The 12948-nt window shown below is 72.7% G+C and carries 13 protein-coding genes; 10 read left to right on the forward strand and 3 right to left on the reverse strand.

The window, feature by feature from the left end:
• Positions 1 to 4: 4 nt before the first annotated feature.
• Genes N5079_RS09715 through N5079_RS09735 form a run of 5 tightly spaced genes read left to right on the forward strand, consistent with a single transcriptional unit; the run spans position 5 to position 4752 of the window.
• Positions 5 to 1117, forward strand: a complete 1113-nt coding sequence (locus N5079_RS09715) for an MCE family protein (RefSeq protein ID WP_261583271.1) — start codon at positions 5 to 7, stop codon at positions 1115 to 1117.
• Positions 1114 to 2277, forward strand: coding sequence for an MCE family protein (locus N5079_RS09720; protein WP_261583272.1), 1164 nt, complete (start codon positions 1114 to 1116; stop codon positions 2275 to 2277). The genes N5079_RS09715 and N5079_RS09720 overlap by 4 nt, the downstream gene beginning before the upstream one ends.
• A 7-nt stretch (positions 2278 to 2284) precedes the next feature.
• Positions 2285 to 3430 (forward strand): MCE family protein, encoded by a 1146-nt coding sequence (locus tag N5079_RS09725; RefSeq protein WP_261583273.1) that lies wholly within the window; start codon positions 2285 to 2287, stop codon positions 3428 to 3430.
• On the forward strand, positions 3427 to 4044 hold the full coding sequence (locus tag N5079_RS09730) for a hypothetical protein (RefSeq protein WP_261583274.1): 618 nt from the start codon (positions 3427 to 3429) through the stop codon (positions 4042 to 4044). The genes N5079_RS09725 and N5079_RS09730 overlap by 4 nt, the downstream gene beginning before the upstream one ends.
• Before the next feature lie 60 nt (positions 4045 to 4104).
• The gene (locus N5079_RS09735; RefSeq protein ID WP_261583275.1) at positions 4105 to 4752 is read left to right on the forward strand and encodes a 4'-phosphopantetheinyl transferase family protein; all 648 of its coding nucleotides are present in this window, start codon (positions 4105 to 4107) and stop codon (positions 4750 to 4752) included.
• Here the strand turns inward: N5079_RS09735 and N5079_RS09740 are convergent.
• Positions 4732 to 5685, reverse strand: a complete 954-nt coding sequence (locus N5079_RS09740) for a cation diffusion facilitator family transporter (protein ID WP_261583276.1) — start codon at positions 5683 to 5685, stop codon at positions 4732 to 4734. The two genes, N5079_RS09735 and N5079_RS09740, sit on opposite strands and share 21 nt — an antisense overlap.
• 48 nt (positions 5686 to 5733) lie before the next feature.
• Here N5079_RS09740 and N5079_RS09745 point away from each other — a divergent pair, with 48 nt between their 5' ends.
• From N5079_RS09745 to N5079_RS09765, 5 genes are all read left to right on the forward strand, one after another.
• Positions 5734 to 6201, forward strand: a complete 468-nt coding sequence (locus N5079_RS09745) for a MarR family winged helix-turn-helix transcriptional regulator (RefSeq protein WP_261583277.1) — start codon at positions 5734 to 5736, stop codon at positions 6199 to 6201.
• An 83-nt stretch (positions 6202 to 6284) separates the two neighbouring features.
• Positions 6285 to 6932 carry an LppX_LprAFG lipoprotein gene (locus N5079_RS09750; RefSeq protein ID WP_261583278.1) on the forward strand — a complete coding sequence of 216 codons (648 nt, stop codon included), beginning with the start codon at positions 6285 to 6287 and terminating at the stop codon, positions 6930 to 6932.
• Positions 6929 to 8455: an MFS transporter gene (locus N5079_RS09755; protein ID WP_261583279.1), complete on the forward strand. Its 1527-nt coding sequence runs from the start codon at positions 6929 to 6931 to the stop codon at positions 8453 to 8455. Before N5079_RS09750 ends, N5079_RS09755 begins: the two co-directional genes overlap by 4 nt.
• Positions 8456 to 8626: 171 nt before the next feature.
• The gene (locus N5079_RS09760; protein WP_261583280.1) at positions 8627 to 9091 is read left to right on the forward strand and encodes a DUF6220 domain-containing protein; all 465 of its coding nucleotides are present in this window, start codon (positions 8627 to 8629) and stop codon (positions 9089 to 9091) included.
• Positions 9088 to 10995, forward strand: coding sequence for a multicopper oxidase family protein (locus N5079_RS09765; protein ID WP_261583281.1), 1908 nt, complete (start codon positions 9088 to 9090; stop codon positions 10993 to 10995). The genes N5079_RS09760 and N5079_RS09765 overlap by 4 nt, the downstream gene beginning before the upstream one ends.
• Positions 10996 to 11036: 41 nt before the next feature.
• On the opposite strand, the gene N5079_RS09770 is transcribed toward N5079_RS09765, so the two are convergent.
• Entirely contained in the window at positions 11037 to 11684 is a 648-nt protein-coding gene (locus tag N5079_RS09770; protein WP_261583282.1) for a response regulator, read from the reverse strand.
• Positions 11675 to 12925 (reverse strand): sensor histidine kinase, encoded by a 1251-nt coding sequence (locus tag N5079_RS09775; protein WP_261583283.1) that lies wholly within the window; start codon positions 12923 to 12925, stop codon positions 11675 to 11677. Before N5079_RS09775 ends, N5079_RS09770 begins: the two co-directional genes overlap by 10 nt.
• Positions 12926 to 12948: the final 23 nt, after the last annotated feature.

Consider the following 12948-nt stretch of genomic DNA (forward strand, 5'->3'; position numbering starts at 1 on the left):
CGCGATGAACGCCAAAGGACCGCGACCCGCCGACACCGCGCCCGAGCGGCCGGTGAAGCGGAGACATCCGGTCAACCTGGGGATTGCGGCGGCCCTCGTCCTCGTGCTGCTGACCGGCGGGTGTTCGATTCTCCGGCTCACGGTCGTGTCCCGGGACGCGGGGCCGTACCGGGTCGTGGCCTATTTCGCGGCGGCGCCGTCCCTCTACGAGCAGGCCAAGGTGAAGGTCCTGGGAGTCGACGCGGGACGCGTCGACCGGATCCGGGTGGAGGGCCGGCGGGTCAGGGTCGAGATGACCGTGATCGGCGAGGTGCCGCTGCCGCCGGGCGTCAAGGCGGCGATCGCGCCGCAGAACACGCTGGGTGAGCGGAGCGTCGTCCTCTACCCGCCGTGGAAGCCGGGCGAGGCGAGGCTGAGGCCGGGCGCGATCATCCCCCTGGAGCGTACGGACCTCCCGGTGGAGATCGACGACGCGCTGGCCGCGTTCACGAAACTGACCGACGCGCTCGACCCCGGCAGGGTGGGCGCTGTGGCGGGTGACCTCGCCACGAGCCTCGACGGCCGGGGCAGGGAGATCAACCGGGCGCTGTCCGGCACCGCCGAACTGACCAGAACCCTCTCCGGGCAGGACGAGGAGCTCATCGAACTGGCCGCCGGGCTGCGCGACCTGGCGGCGTCCCTCAACCGCAGGGAGGGCCAGGTCCGTACGGCGATCGACGGGTTCGCCGGGGCCGCCGCGACGCTGGCCGAGGAGCGCGTGCGGATCCGGCGCTTCATCAGGGGACTCGCCGCCTTCGTGCGGAAGGGCGACGTGCTGGTCCAGGCCTACCAGGAGCGCCTGCCGGGCGGAGTCGCCTCGGTGGCCGAGCTGATCCTGACGTTGAAGGCCGACAGCGAGTCGGTCTCCCGGGCGATCTCCAGCGCGTCCCGCTTCGCCGACGTGGTGATCGACTCCTGGGACCGGACGAACCACCTGATGAAGATCCGCGTGGCGCTGAGCCCGATGACACGTGCGTGGCTGCGGCCGCTCTTCGACACGCTCGTCCTGCCGGGGAGGCTCGGCGAGGCGCGCTGCCTTCCCGGCCCGCTCGCCAACTGCGACAGGAGCACCCGATGAGGCCGCCCCTCACGCTGGCCGCCGCACTGCTGACGGCGGCGTGCTCGATCCAGACCGCGGGATCGATCCAGACTGCGGGCGCGCCGATGGGCGGCCACACGCTCAGCGCGACCTTCGACGACGTCCAGAGCCTGGTCGCGGGGCACGGCGTGCGGGTGTCGGGCGTGCCGATCGGCACGGTGACCGATGTCCGCCTCGACGGGTACCGGGCCAGGGTCACCATGTCGGTCCAGCGGAGGATGCCCGAAGGCACGACCGCGACCGTCGCCAAGACGTCGATCCTCGGCGAGAACTACGTCGCGCTCGACCCGCCGCCCGGCCGCGATCTGGCCACGGGGCCGTTCCTCGCCGATGGAGCGACGATCACGAGGACCTCCGTCCGGCCCGATATCGAGCAGGTGACCCAGAAGGCCGGGCCGCTGATCGACGCCCTCGGCGCGCAGGACGTCAACGCGATCCTTTCGGCCGCGTCCACCGCCTTCGGCGGGAAGGGCCGGGACCTCAACCGGCTGATCAGCCGGACGACCGAGGTGACCGCGAGCTACTCCGCCGCCCGGCACGACCTCGCCCGGACGATCGACGGGCTCGGCAGGCTGGGCCACGACCTGGCCAAGGGCGGCGGGGAGCTCGACCGGCTGCCCGGCACGCTGGAGCGGGCCACCGCGCGGCTCGCCCACGGCCGCCACCACATCAAGAAGACGATCGTGGCGCTGACCGGGCTCGCCCGCACGGGCAACGCGCTCTTCCACCCGCGTCACGCGGCGCGATTGCGGACGCTCCTGACCCGGCTCGACGCCGTGACGACCGCCATGCTGCGCGGCAGGGCGGACCTCAAGGAACTCGTGGCCGAGCTGCGGAAGTGGATCGACGCGCCGCCTGTCACCGCGAACGGCCGGCTGCTCGTCTACCTCTGGCTGAGGGGCCTCGCCGGGCCCGCCGCGCTCACCGGCCCGCTCGCGGACAAGCCGCGGAACACCGGGCTCCTCGGGGACACCCCGCTGCCGAACACCGGGCTCCTCGGGGACACCCCGCTGCGGATCACCGGACCCGGCGGCTTCGCGCTGCTCCTGCGGCCCCCGACCGAACCACCCAGTGAGCGGCCCAGTGAGCGGCCCAGTGAGCGGCAGGGCAAGCAGCAGGGCAGGGTGAGCGGGCGGTGAGCGGCCGATGAAGCCCCGCATCGCGGTCAACCTGGCGTTCTTCGCGCTGCTGGGCGTCGTCATGACGGTCTGGGCGTTCACCAGTGTCATCGAGCTGGACGCGCTGACCCGGCCCTACCGGGTGAGCGCCGAGTTCACCTCCTCCCCCGGCCTCGTCCCCGGGTTCGACGTGGCCTACCTCGGCGTCCGCGTGGGCAAGATCGGCGATGTACGGCTCGCGCCAGGCGAGATCGTGACGGGTCTCGACATCGACCGGGACGTCCGCCTGCCGCGCGACGTCACGGCCGAGGTCAGGCGGAAGTCCGCCGTCGGCGAGCCGTACGTCGAGCTGTCGCCCCCGGCCTCGGGGGCCGGCGGGGGGACGCTGGCGGCGGGCGACGTGATCCCGCTGAGCAGGACGTCGGTGCCGCCCGGCTACCGGAGGCTCTTCGACGGCGTGGGCAGGCTGCTCAGGGCGGTGCCGCCGGAGGACGCCCACACGATCGTCCACGAGCTGGCCACCGGGCTCGACGGCCGGGAGGGCTCCGTCCGGGACGTCATCGACGACGCCCACGACCTGACCGGGACCCTCGCCCGGAGCTCCGGCCTGCTCGACGACCTCTCGGCACAGCTCACCCGGCTGACCGGCACGCTCGCGAGCAAGCGGGGCGAGCTCGCCACGGGCCTCGCCGACCTGCACGAGGTGACCGCGTCGCTGCGGCGGTCGCGGGAGGACCTGAACGCGTTCCTCGACCGAGCTCCGGGCACGCTCCGGCGGATCGACCGCCTCCTCCGCGCCTCGCGGCCGGGGCTGTCCTGCGCCCTCACCGCGCTGGGGACGCACAACGGAATCGTCTTCACCAGGCGGAACGAGCGGTACATCCGCCATGTCCTCGGCGTCGTGCCGACCGCGCTCGCGCTGATGGACGACGTCGGCGACGTCCGCCCCGAGGGCACGTACGCCAGGGCCGCGTTCATCTTCAGCGTGCCCGGCGGGCCCCGGGAGCCGGAGGAATACCGGCGGCCCATCCGCCCGCCCGCCGTCCCTCCGCTCCGCCACTGCCCCGAGCCCCAGTCCCCGAAGCCCTCGAGTCCCCAAAACCCCCGAGTCCCCAAAACCCCCGAGTCCCCGAAACCCCCAGTCCCCGAAGCCCCGAGGAGGCGAGAACCATGACGACGAAGCTCCCTGAAGAGACCGCCGCGCCGGAGACGTCCCGTACGGCGACTTCCTGGCGGGCCAGGGCGATCGGGGCGCTGACCGCGCTGGCGCTGGCCGGGGCCGTGACGGCCGGGGTGCTGGAGTGGCGGCGGGCCGGAGCCCTGCAGGAGGAGGGGACGACGCGGCGGGAGGTGGCCACGGCGGCGAGCGCCTTCGGGCGGGCCCTGCTCAGCTACGACCACGCTGACCTGCAGGTCGCCCGCGACCGGGTGCTCGGGCTGGCGGGTGAGGACTTCGCCAAGACCTATGACGAGGCGTTCACCGGCGGGCTCGAGGGAGTGATCAGCAAGCTCAGGGCGACGGCCGTCGCGTCGGTGCGCGACGTTTACGTCGGTGAGATCGACGGGTCGCGGGCCAGGGCGATCGCGGTGTTCGACTCCCAGGTGACGAGCGACACGGGCACCCGGCGGATGCTCGGCACCTACCTGGAGATGAAGCTGGTGCGGAGCAGGGGCAGGTGGCTGGTCGACGACGTCAACGCGGTGGGCGCGGCCAGTGAGACCCTGACCAAGCCCGACGGCACGGTGGTCCCCTCGGGTCCGGGGGCCTCGCCGGAGCAGGGCCGGTAATCGGCCGTTCCCATGCCGCCAGTTCACCCGGTCGTCACATAGGTCCCATAGGGTGATCAGGTGCGCCCCCCACTGGCCGTGGCCGGCTACACCGACGAAGTGCTCGACGTCGTCGGAGGCACGCTCACCGAGGCGGAGCGCACCCGCGCGGAACGGTTCACCCGCAAGCAGGACCGCCTCGACTTCGTCGCGGCCCACCTGCTCGTACGGCACTGCGCGGCCGAGATCCTGGGCACCCGGGCCTGCATGCTCACGGTCGTCCAGCGGTGCGATCGCTGCGGCCAGGCCCACGGGCGGCCGTGGCTGGCCGAGGAGCCCGAGCTGTCGATCAGCCTGGCCCACACGTCCGGATACGTGTGCGCGGCCGCGGGCCCCGGCAGGATCGGCGTGGACGCCGAGCACGCGACGGGCGGCCCTGCGGACGAGAACCTCGCCGCGCTCGCGCTGACACCGGCCGAGTCGGCGCTGGTGGGGCGGGACAACCGCAAGCTCATCCGGCAGTGGGTGCGCAAGGAGGCGCTGGTGAAGCGCGGGGAGCTGGCCCTCGACCGGCTTCGGGACGTGGACCTGTCCGGGCTTCCCGTCGATGACCTCCCGTCCGGGAGCCTTGAATGGGAGGGGCGCCACCTGCTCGAATGGACGGCGGGCACGGTGATCGCCACCGCGATCACGGACGAGCCCGCGAAGCTACGCCTGCTGGGGGGCTGACCGGCCGGGCGTCGGGTCGAGGAACACCTGCCTGATCTCCGGGAACCGCTCGGTCAGGCACCGCTCCAACTGGTCGGAGGCCAGCTCCAGCCGCTCGCCGGTGGTCTCGTCCAGAAAGTCGATCTTGGCCGCGACCATGATCTGGTTGGGCCCGATCATCAGCGTCACGAGCTCGACCACCGCCTCGACCTCCGGCTGCGCCACGAGCACGGCCCGGATCTCCTCCTGCAGCATCGCGGGGGCCGCCTGACCGATGAGGAGCGAGGCGTTGGTCCTGATGAGGACGAGCGCCACCACGAGCAGCAGCAGGCCGATGGCGATCGACGCGATCCCGTCCCAGACGGACGAGCCGGTGAGCTGCGCCGTCCCGAGACCGGCGCCCGCGATCGCGATGCCGACCAGCGCGGCGATGTCCTCGTAGATGACCGCCTTGAGCATGGTGTCGGCCGTCCGCCTGAGCAGCCGCCCGGAGCTCACCTGCCACCGGCCGGCCTCCTTGCGGAGCTGCGACAGGCCCTTCCACAGGGAGACCGACTCGATGGCGAAGGACACGGCGAGCACGATGTAGGAGATCCCGATGTCGCCCAGGTCCTCGCCATGAGTGATCGTGTGCCACCCGTGCGTGAGCGAGAAGCCGGCGCCGCCCACCAGGGTGAACCCGGCCGCGACGATGGCCCACAGATAGCTGGCCGAGCCGTGCCCCAGCGGGTGCCGCCGGTCGGCGGGGCGCTCGCCGTGCCGGATCGCGGTGAAGAGCAGCACCTCGGTGATGGTGTCCGCGGCCGAGTGGGCGGCCTCGGAGAGCATCGACGACGACCCGCTGATGAGGCCGGCGACCAGCTTCGCCAGCGCGATGGCGAGGTTGGCCGCGCCCGCCACCAGAACCGTGCCGAGACTCTCGCCGTTCCCGTTCCCGTTCCCGTTCTCGCCCATCGCCACTCCGTCCGCTCTGCCCGGCCCCTGCGATCTTATGCTTTGCACATGGAAGACCCCCGCTGGCTCAGCCCGCAGGAGCAGCGCGCGTGGCGCGCTCACCTCGCCGCCCACCGGCTGCTGTCCCACCAGCTCGACCGGGAGCTGCAGGAGTTCGGGCTGTCACTCAGCGACTACGAGATCCTCGTCAACCTATCCGAGAGTCCCGATCATCGAATGCGCATGAGCGAGCTCGCCGACGCCACCATCCAGTCCCGCAGCAGGCTGTCGCACCAGATCTCCCGCATGGAGGCGGCCGGCCTGGTGATCAGGGAGCACTGCGAGGACGACCGGCGCGGCACGTTCGCCGTCCTGACCGGCTACGGCTGGGACACCATCCGGCGGGTGGCCCCCGACCACGTGGCCAGTGTCCGCGGTCACTTCATCGACCTCCTCACCCCGGCTCAGGTGGCCACCGTGGAGGAGATCTACACGCAGGTCGTCGACCACCTCCAGGAGATCCGCTCCGCCAGGTGAGGCCCTCGTCCGATCGGGCGGGTGCGCCAAACCGATACGCGCACAAACGCGTGCCGCCGTGGACCGATCGCTACGATCCGCGTGTGAGAAGAATCGTCTGGCTGGTCATGGCCGCTCTCCTGCTCGCGACGGCCTGCAGCTCCAAGAGCGAGGCCGCGATCCCCAGCGGCGCAGACCTGCTGAAGAGGTCCGCGGAGGCGATGAAGACCGTCAAGACCGTCGCCTTCACGATCGAGACCAAGGACCGCCCCGCCGTCCCCGTCAGGCACGCCGAGGGCAGCCTGACCAAGGAGGGCGACGCCAAGGGCACGCTGCAGATCGACTTCGGCGGGCTGCAGGAGTTCGAGTTCGTGCTGGCCGGTGACACGGTGCACTTCAAGGGCCCGACCGGCGGCTTCCAGACGATGACCCGCCAGCAACTCGCCGCCATCTACGACCCGTCGGCGGTGCTGACCGGCGTGCCCGAGCTGCTGTCCACGGCGAAGGACCCCCGGTCGGAGGCGGTCGAGAAGGTCGGCGGCGCGGACGCCTACCGCGTGGCGGTGACGCTGGCCCAGCAGGTCCTGGCCAAGCTCATCCCCGGTGTCCAGCAGGGCGTCAACGGAACCCTGTGGATAGACAAGGCCACCAGCAGGCTCGTCAAGATCGACCTTCCGCTCAACGGCGGCTCGGTCGCCGTCACCCTCTCGGACTACGACGCGCCCGTGACGATCACGCCGCCCGCGTCATGACCGCCCCCGAAATGACCGTGGAGAGCCGCCGCGTCGCGCTCGGCGTCGGCGGCACCGCCGTGCTTCTCGCCGCCCTCGACGCGTACGTGGTCGTGACCGTCCTCGTCGACCTCGCCAAGGACGTCGGCGTCCCGCTGAACCACCTGGAGCGCGCGACGCCGACCGTCACGGGCTTCCTGCTCGGCTACGTCGCGGCGATGCCACTGCTCGGCCAGCTCTCCGACCGGTACGGCAGGCGCCCGCTCATCCACGCCTGCCTGGGCGGGTTCGCCGCCGGGTCGTTGGTCACGGCGCTGGCCCAGGACGTGCCGGGCCTGGTGGCGGGCCGTACGCTCCAGGGCGTGGCGGGCGGCGCGCTGCTGCCGATCACGATGGCGCTCGTCGGCGACCTGTGGGACGAGCGCTCCCGCCCGGTGGCGCTCGGGACCATCGGGGCGGCGCAGGAACTCGGCAGCGTGCTCGGCCCCGTCTACGGAGCCGGCCTGGCCGCACTCGCCGGCTGGCGGGGCATCTTCTGGATCAACGTGCCGCTCGCCCTGCTCGCCGCCGTGGCGGTGCACCGCAGCGTGCCCGCGAGGCGGGAGCCGTACGGCACGGCCCGGGTCGACGTGGGCGGCGGGGTGCTGCTCGCCCTCGCGCTGGGCCTGCTGGTGGCGGGGCTCTACAACCCGTCGCCGGACCGGTCGGTGCTGCCGCCGTGGGGCCTGCCGTGCGTGGCGGCGGGGGTGGTGGCGGCGGTGCTGTTCGTGGCGTGGGAGGTCCGCTCGCCGGTGCGCCTGCTCGACCTGACGGGCGTGCCCCGGCTGCCGCTGCTCGGGACGCTCGCGGTGAGCTTCCTCGCCGGAGCGGCGCTGCTGGTCACGCTCGTGGACGTGCAACTGGCCGCGCAGACGCTCCTGGACAAGGACACCGTGGGCGGCGCGCTCGTCCTGACCCGCTTCCTGGCCGCGCTGGCCGTCGCGGCGTTCCTCGGCGGGGCGCTGACCCGGCGCTTCGGCGAGCGGCCGGTGGCCGTGGCCGGGATGGCGGTCGCCGCCGCCGGCTACCTCCTGATCTCCCGCTGGCCCGCCGACCTGGCCGCGGCCGGCTGGCGGGTGGACGCCGACCTGGTCGTCGCCGGGCTCGGGCTGGGCGCCGTCATCGCGCCGGTCTCGTCGGCGGTGCTGCGGGTCGTGCCCGCCGTACAGCACGGGGTGGCGTCGGCGGCGGTCGTGGTGGCGCGGATGATGGGCATGCTGCTCGGCGTGGCGGCCCTGTCGGCCTGGGGCTTCCACCGCTTCCAGTCACTCACGGCGAAGCTCGACACGCCGCTGCCGATCGGTGTGGACGCGGTGGAGTACGCCAGGAGGCTGGCCGACTACACCGCCAGGGTCCGGGCGGCTCTTCACCTCGAATACTCCGAGATCTTCCTGATCACGGCGGGTCTGTGCGCCATCGGCGCGGTGACGGCCCTCACCCTCCCGCGGCGCGAGCGTGACAAGAGCATGGTCGGCGGTCCCGTCGCGGATGCCCACCCGTCCTGACCGGCAGGCGCCGACGCCGAACCGGGCGGCGGTGCGGATTTCCCGGTCCGGCAGGGACGACTGTCCCATGCGCCCGGGACGCCCGGCGCTCCACCATGGCCCCGTAAGACGCAAGTCCGTACGGCCCCGCAGAACCCCCGGGGCTTTCCGCTCGCTTCTGAGGAGCCCCCCATGCGCAAGGCCTACTTCGTGCTGACGGTGCTGCAGCTCGTCGCCGTGCTCGCCCAGTTCTACTTCGCCACCTTCGGCGCGTTCGAGATCCCTCATCCGGCGCCCGGCGATCCCAACGCCGCCATCGGCTACCACATCATCAACGGCACGATGATCATCCCGGTGATCTCGATAATCGTCACCATCGCCGCCGCGCTCGCCAAGGCCGGCGGCAGGCTCGTCGGCCTGTCGATCGTGCCGTTCGTGCTCGTCGCGGTACAGCTGTTCGTCATCTTCCCGCTGGCCGAGATCGCCGGCGCGACGGAGACGAAGACGACCACCGCCGCCCTCGCCGTCATGGGCTTCCACGCTCTCGACGGGGTGGCGATCCTCGCCGTGGCCGTTATCTTGGTCCGCAAGGCCCGCGCCCTGGCGAAGGACACCGTCCTCACGCGGTCCGGCACCGAGGTGACCACCCCAGCGTGACGACTGCCCAGCTGATCGCCCTCGATCAGATCCTGTTCATCCTGGTCGCGGCAGTGTGGGCCGCGGCCGGGGGCGTGGCCCTGACCGCGGCGCGGCAGCCTCGCGAGGCCGCCCGCCGCACCTTTCTGGCCGCCGCGGCGCTGTGCGCCGCGGCGATCGCCGTGACCGCCCTCCGCGTGCTCGTCACCGTGGGCCTCGCCCGCGCCGGCTGGTGGTTCGCCGCCGAGAAGGTGACCCTCGCCCTGCCGCTGGTCGTCGTCCCGGCGCTCGCCTCGGCCGTGATCAGCCTGCCCCGGCTGCTGCGGCCTGGCCCGGAACCGTCCGCCCGGCGCGTCGCGTTCCCCCTCCTGGTGACCGCCTACGGAGCCGCCGCCGGGATCGTCTGCGGCATCGCCATCTCCTACCCCGTCACGGCCGGCGGGGTCGTGGCCGTCCTCGTCCTCTTCACAGCCGCCTCCGCCCTCACGTGGCGGCTCCTCGCTCCCGGGCGTCCCTCTGCCGGGCGCCGGTCCGGCGGCCGGTGGCGGCTCGCCGGGGTGAGCGTGCTCCTCGTCGCCTTGATCTGGGCGGTGTCGGGTAGCTGGTCCGGCGGCGGCCACCTGCACGCCGGGCACGACGCGACGGCCTTCGGCGTCCCCATCGACCAGCTGCTCGGCCCCTCCGGCAAGGACGCCCGCCGGTTCACGCTCACCGCGCAGCCCGCCACGGTCCGGCTGCCGTCCGGGCGGACGGTCGAGGCGTGGTCGTTCAACGGCCAGGTGCCCGGCCCGGTGTTACGCGTCCGCCAGGGCGACCTGGTGGAGGTCACCCTGCTCAACCGGCTGCCCGGCCGGCCGGTCACCATCCACTGGCACGGCTACGACGTGCCGGGCGGCGAGGACGGCGTCCCAGGCGTGACGCAGGACGCGGTGAAGCCCGGCCAGTCGCACGTCTACCGGTTCCGGGCGACCGATCCCGGCACGTACTGGTACCACAGCCACCAGGACTCCAGCCTGGCCGTGCCGCGCGGCCTGTTCGGGATGCTCATCGTCGATCCCGCCCAGCCGCTGAAGGAGGACCACACGGTCGCGCTGCACACGTTCGGCGACCGCCTCACGATGTCGGTCGACGGCTCCGCGCCCACCGACGAGCGCGCCACGGCGAGCATCCCCCCTGGCAGCCCCGTACGGCTCCGGATCGTGGACACCGACTCCCTGCCGCTGACCCTCGGGCTGAGCGGCGTGCCGTACCGGATCGCGGCGGTGGACGGCGGCGACGTGCCGGGGGCGACGGACCTGACCGGGCAGCGCCTGCACCTGGCGGCGGGCGGGCGCTACGACCTGACGTTCACCATGCCGTCCCGTCCGGTGCTGCTGTCCGCCGAGGGCCACCCCGGCCTGCTGATCAAGACCCCGGGCCCCGACGCCCCGGCCCCCGACGCCGCCTCGGGGCCGGTCGTCGACATCACGCGGTACGGCTCGCGCGTCCCGGTGCCCGGTCGGTTCGACCAGGAGGTCACCTGGGTGCTCGACAAGACGCTGGCCCTCGTGAACGGCGTGCCGAAGCTCGGCTACACGGTCAACGGCAAGGCCTGGCCCAACATCCCCACCCCGCTCGTACGGCAGGGCCAGACCATCAAGATCACGGTCGTGAACCGGGGCAGGGACACCCATCCCATGCACCCGCACGGCCATCACGTCCAGATCCTGTCCCGCGACGGCGTTCCGGCCAACGGGCTGCTGATGGACACCTTCGACGTCGCTCCCGGCGAGGTCTGGGAGGTCGCCCTCGTAGCGGACAATCCAGGCATCTGGATGTCGCACTGCCACGACCTCAACCACGCCGCCCAGGGCATGGAGTTCCACCTGGCCTACGAGGGGATCACCACCCCCTTCGACGTCTCCGCGGGCAACCACCCCGCCTGACGCCCGCCTGACGCCCGCCTGACCAGAGCCTCAGGAGCGCATCAGGAGCGGAGGTAGGCGAGCACCGCCAGGACGCGGCGGTGCTGGTCGCCGTCCTCGGCGTGGAGGCCGAGCTTCGCGAAGATGCCGCGGATGTGCTTCTCCACCGCGCCGTCGGTGACGACGAGCCGGCGACCGATGGCCGGGTTGGACTTGCCCTCGGCCATCAGCGCCAGGACCTCCCGCTCGCGCGGCGTCAGCGAGGCGAGGGGGTCGTCGCGGCGGCGCCGTACCATCAGCTGCGCGACCACCTGAGGGTCGAAGACGGTCCCTCCGGCCGCCACGCGGCGCAGGCCGTCCATGAACTCCTCGACGTCGACGACGCGGTCCTTGAGCAGGTAGCCGACCCCGCCGCGGGCGTCCGCCAGCAGGTCTTCGGCGTAGGACACCTCGACATACTGCGAGAGGATCAGCACGGGAGTGCCCGGGACCTTCTCCCTGGCCTCGACCGCGGCCTTGAGCCCCTCGTCGGTGAAGGTCGGCGGCATCCGCACGTCCACCACCGACACGTCGGGCCGGTGCCCGGCGACGGCCTCGACGAGCTCCCTCCCGGTCCCGACCGCCGCGACGACCTCGCAGCCGAACTCCTCCAGGAGCCGGACCAGGCCCTCCCTGATCAGGACGGCGTCATCGGCCACCACTACCCGCACGGAACCTCCGCCACGATCATCGTCGGCCCGCCGGCCGGAGACCGCACGGCCAGCTCGCCCTCCACCGCCCGCAGCCGGTCTGCCAGGCCGGACAGGCCGTGCCCCTTGGCGACGTGCGCGCCGCCCACCCCATCATCGCCGATCGTCAGCAGCAGCGAGTCGCCGATCCTCGCGAGGGTGACCGAGCACGACGTGGCCCGGCTGTGCTTGGCCACGTTGGCGAGCGCCTCCGCGGTGACGAAGTAGACCGTGTTCTCCACCAGCGCGGGGAACCGCTCCGCGACCTGGACGTCGAGCTCCACCGGGACCGTGCAGCGGCTCGCCAGGGCGGCCAGTGCCGGGGCGAGGCCGCGGTCGGCCAGGATGGGCGGGGCGATGCCGCGTGACAGGGCGCGGAGCTCGTCGAGCGTCTCGCGGGTCGCGGTGATGGCCTGCCCGATGGTGGCATGGGCCGCCGAGGCGTCCCTCTTCAGCTCGCGCTGGGCCCGGGACAGCTCCATTGCCAGGTGGACGAGGCGCTGCTGCGGGCCGTCGTGGATGTCCCGCTCCAGCCTGCGCAGCGCGTCCGCTTCCGCGTGGGCGGCGGCGTTGCGCCCCTCGGTCAGGTCGTCGATGCGCTCGCGCAGCTCCGCCACGCCGGTCAGCAGCGCCTTCCCCAGGGACGCCTGCAGTACGGCACAGCCGCGGACGACCGGAAAGAGGGTGAGCCCAGCCAGCGCGCCCAGCACAACGTAGAACACGCTGTCCACGACATAGCCCCGGCCGAAGCCCAGCAGCTCGGGGAGCTGGTGGTTGCCGGGGATATTCGAGGTGATCCACCCGAAGAGGGGATATGTCAGCCCGAAGACCGTCACCGACCACCACGTCACCGTCACGCAGAACGTCGCGATGGCGACCGGGAACGCGACCACGGCGTGGAGCACGTCCAGCCACGGCTGGCCGCCCGTCAGCGGCGTGACCATCCGGCGGAGCCAGCCGGCGTCCGGGGGCGCGGCCGGGTAGCGGGGACGGGCCACGTCCCTGCCGAGGACCGCGCGCAACCGCACCCGCTCCACGTCGCCGAACCCCCGCGCCACGAGCATCGTGAGGGCGAGGACCGGCACCCCCACCCAGACCACCAGCAGCCCCGCGCCCGCCGACATCCCGGCGATGACGAGGCAGAACGCGATGATCGCGAGGGGCAGCCGGAGCAGCAGGTAGGCGGTGTCGCCGGCCAGGCGGCGGGGGAGCAGTCTTCGCATGGTCCCAACGCTATTTCCCGCGG

This window comes from Planotetraspora sp. A-T 1434, from assembly GCF_025420585.1.
In the GTDB taxonomy this organism is placed as follows: Bacteria; Actinomycetota; Actinomycetes; order Streptosporangiales; family Streptosporangiaceae; genus JAOEGB01.

Coding starts and splice junctions, on each gene's coding strand:
- N5079_RS09740 (WP_261583276.1), bottom strand. CDS start 5,685: ATGGGCGAGAACGGGAACGGGAACGGGAACGGCGAGAGTCTCGGCACG.
- N5079_RS09775 (WP_261583283.1), bottom strand. CDS start 12,925: ATGCGAAGACTGCTCCCCCGCCGCCTGGCCGGCGACACCGCCTACCTG.
- N5079_RS09715 (WP_261583271.1), top strand. CDS start 5: ATGAACGCCAAAGGACCGCGACCCGCCGACACCGCGCCCGAGCGGCCG.
- N5079_RS09725 (WP_261583273.1), top strand. CDS start 2,285: ATGAAGCCCCGCATCGCGGTCAACCTGGCGTTCTTCGCGCTGCTGGGC.
- N5079_RS09745 (WP_261583277.1), top strand. CDS start 5,734: ATGGAAGACCCCCGCTGGCTCAGCCCGCAGGAGCAGCGCGCGTGGCGC.
- N5079_RS09720 (WP_261583272.1), top strand. CDS start 1,114: ATGAGGCCGCCCCTCACGCTGGCCGCCGCACTGCTGACGGCGGCGTGC.
- N5079_RS09730 (WP_261583274.1), top strand. CDS start 3,427: ATGACGACGAAGCTCCCTGAAGAGACCGCCGCGCCGGAGACGTCCCGT.
- N5079_RS09760 (WP_261583280.1), top strand. CDS start 8,627: ATGCGCAAGGCCTACTTCGTGCTGACGGTGCTGCAGCTCGTCGCCGTG.
- N5079_RS09755 (WP_261583279.1), top strand. CDS start 6,929: ATGACCGCCCCCGAAATGACCGTGGAGAGCCGCCGCGTCGCGCTCGGC.